The sequence below is a fragment of the Microbacterium sp. zg.Y909 genome (assembly GCF_024626565.1).
The window spans coordinates 1-2,919 of the sequence record NZ_JANJFJ010000489.1 but is presented as its reverse complement, the minus strand read 5'-3'; the positions used below and the strand labels follow the sequence as shown (position 1 = coordinate 2,919).

Here is a 2,919-nt window from a genome sequence, read left to right as displayed (position 1 = left end):
TCTGCTCGTGGTCCTCGTGCAGGATCAGCAGACGCTCGAGCGCCCGTGACATGACCGGGTTGATCTCGTACTGCTCGCTCATGACGCCGAAGTTCAGGCGCAGGAAGTTGTCGACGAAGCTCAGCGAGTTGTCGGGGTAGAGGAACGCCTGCCCCACGCTCCTCTTGTGCGCGTAGGCGGCGATGACGGGCAGCTTCGCGAGCAGGCGGATGGTGTTGATCTCCACATGCTCGGGGTTGTTCGGGTCGGACTGGTTCTCGTAGTAGGTCGACAGTGCCGCCGTCGCCGACGAGAGCACCGACATGGGGTGCGCCGTGTGCGGCAATGACGAGAAGAACCGCTTGATGTCCTCGTGCAGCAGGGTGTGCCGGCGGATGCGCTCGTCGAACGCACCGAGCTCGTCGGCGGTGGGCAGCTCGCCGTACAGCAGCAGCCAGGCCACCTCGAGGTACGTGCTGTTCTTGGCCAGCTGCTCGATCGGGTAGCCGCGGTAGCGGAGGATCCCCTCATCACCGTCGATGTAGGTGATCGCCGACTTCGTCGCTGCGGTGTTCACGAACCCGTAGTCGAGGGTCGTGTGCCCGGTCTGCTTGGTGAAGGTCGACAGATCGACGCCGGCGGCACCGTCCGTCCCGCGCAGGATGGGCAGTTCTGCCGTGCGCTCCCCGATCGTGACCGTGGCTACGGACTGGGGGGCTTCTGGCTGCTGGGTGCTCGCGTCGCTCACGAAGCCTCCTTGCGGTCGGGGTCGTCGGTGAATACAGCCTAACGGGCTGTCGGGCCTACTCCGTTCCCTGCCAAAGGAAGGGGAGATCCGGTAGAGGAATGCTACGGATGCGTGAGCCGCCGCGCCGCCTCGGCGATGCGCTCATCGGTCGCGGTGAGAGAGAAGCGCACGTGCTCGGGGAAGTGCGGCCCGTAGAAGTGGCCGGGGCCCGCCAGGATGCCATGCTCGGCCAGCCGGCCGAGGCTCTCCCACGCATCGCGGCCCTCCGTGGCCCACAGGTACAGCCCGCCCTCGCTGCGGTCGATGCGGAAACCGGCAGCCTCGAGCGCAGGCTTGAGCACCTCGCGCCGACTCCGGTAGCGCGCCTTCTGGCCCGCGACATGGGCGTCATCGGCGAGAGCCGCCGCCGCGGCGGCCTGCACCGGCGCCGGCAGCATGAGACCCAGGTGCTTACGGGCGGTCAGCAGGCGGGAGACCAGAGCCGGATCACCGGCGAGGAACGCCGCGCGGTAACCGGCGAGGTTCGACTGCTTGCTCAGGGAGTACACCGACAGCACGCCGCCGAGGTCCCCGTCCGTGACGCGCGGGTCGAGGATGCTGGGAACCGGATCGTCGGCCCAACGCCCTTCCCAGCCGAGCTCGGCATAGCACTCGTCGCTTGCTATCACGGCGCCGAGTCGGCGAGCCCGCGCGACCGCGCGGCGAAGCTCGTCGTGGTCGAGCACGCGACCGTCGGGGTTGCCGGGCGAGTTCAGCCACACCAGACGGGTCGCTTCGGGCCATTCGGCAGGGTCGTCGGCCGCCAGCGGCGTCGCGCCCACCAGCCGCGCTCCGACTTCGTAGGTCGGGTAGGCCGCACGCGGGTGCACGACGACGTCGCCGGGTCCGAGGTCGAGCAGCAGCGGCAGCAGCGCCACGAGCTCCTTCGAGCCGACGGTGGGCAGCACGTGATCGGGCCTGAGCGCCGGTACGCCACGCCGACGCTCGAACCAGTGCACGATCGCTTCGCGCAGGAGAGGCGTACCGGCGGTCTGCGGGTAGGCGTGGGCATCGGTGGCTGCCGCCAGCGCTTCCGCGACGGCCGCGGGCGTGGGATCGACCGGAGACCCGATCGAGAGGTCGACGATGCCGCCCGGATGGGATCGCGCTGTGGCCGCATAGGCCGCCACGGCATCCCAGGGGTAGTCGGCGAGGTCGCTGACCCCCACGTCAGGCCTGCGGCGGGAGAGCGGCGATGATCGGGTGATCGTGCTTGATCACTCCCGTCTTCGCGGCACCACCGGGCGAGCCGATGTCCTGGAAGAACTCGACGTTCGCGGTGTAGTAGTCCGCCCACTCGGCGGGCAGGTCGTCTTCGTAGTAGATCGCCTCGACGGGGCAGACCGGTTCACAGGCGCCGCAGTCCACGCATTCATCGGGGTGGATGTACAGCGACCTCTCACCCTCGTAGATGCAGTCGACAGGGCACTCGTCGATGCAGGCGCGGTCCTTGACATCGACGCACGGGAGGGCGATCACATACGTCACTCCCCCAGTGTAGGCGACCTCTTCGCATCCGGGAGGCGTGACAGGTCGGGCCAGGCGACGACGACCGCGACGAGGAGGGGCACGGCGATCGTCCAGACGACACCGGCCGAGAGCATTCCGTCCGTCGGGGCGGGGACGATGACCGAGCCACCGGGGCCGGGACCCGAGAACAGGAGGGTCGCGGCCATCGCGCCGATACCGGCTGCCAGGGCGACCCACCGGTCCCCGGTCAGCAGCCGGACAGCCACCAGCAGCGCGGAGACTCCGACGATGGACAGCACGAGACCGAGCGGGAACCACCCGAGGGCGTAGGAATGAGAGACGGTCCCGGCGACCCCGTACACGAAGCCGGTCACGACGGCGATGATCCACGTCAGCACGCGCGCCCTGGTCGATTCCACCTCAGCAGTCTAGGCGGCCGGGCACGCCGCCAACCCCCGCAGCAGCGCCCGTGGCGCGCGCAGACGCGGCCACAGCGATGCGAGGAACGCTGCGGCCGCGACGACGGCGTCAGGCGTTGGCGTCCTGGCGCTTGAGGCGGGCGGTGTTGCGGGCGCGCTCGTTGCCGTCCAGGTTCACCTTGCGGATGCGCACGATCTCGGGAGTGACCTCGACGCATTCGTCGTCGCGGGCGAACTCGAGGCTCTCCTCGAGCGTCAGCAGCC

The 2,919-nt window shown here is 69.3% G+C and carries 5 protein-coding genes; all 5 read right to left on the bottom strand.

Annotated features, from left to right (window positions below):
• A partial coding sequence (locus tag NQ160_RS21785) for a citrate/2-methylcitrate synthase (RefSeq protein ID WP_308211514.1) occupies window positions 1–727 on the bottom strand: 727 nt, incomplete at its 3' end.
• Window positions 728–828: 101 nt separating this feature from the next.
• Window positions 829–1,935, bottom strand: coding sequence for a succinyldiaminopimelate transaminase (gene dapC, locus NQ160_RS21780; RefSeq protein ID WP_257517142.1), 1,107 nt, complete (start codon window positions 1,933–1,935; stop codon window positions 829–831).
• Between the two features lies 1 nt (window position 1,936).
• Window positions 1,937–2,254: a ferredoxin gene (gene fdxA / locus NQ160_RS21775; RefSeq protein WP_257516462.1), complete on the bottom strand. Its 318-nt coding sequence runs from the start codon at window positions 2,252–2,254 to the stop codon at window positions 1,937–1,939.
• Window positions 2,251–2,655, bottom strand: coding sequence for a histidinol dehydrogenase (locus tag NQ160_RS21770; RefSeq protein ID WP_257517141.1), 405 nt, complete (start codon window positions 2,653–2,655; stop codon window positions 2,251–2,253). The genes fdxA and NQ160_RS21770 overlap by 4 nt, the downstream gene beginning before the upstream one ends.
• A gap of 109 nt (window positions 2,656–2,764) precedes the next feature.
• The coding region (locus NQ160_RS25020) for a hypothetical protein (RefSeq protein ID WP_374113700.1) at window positions 2,765–2,919 on the bottom strand (155 nt) is incomplete at its 5' end.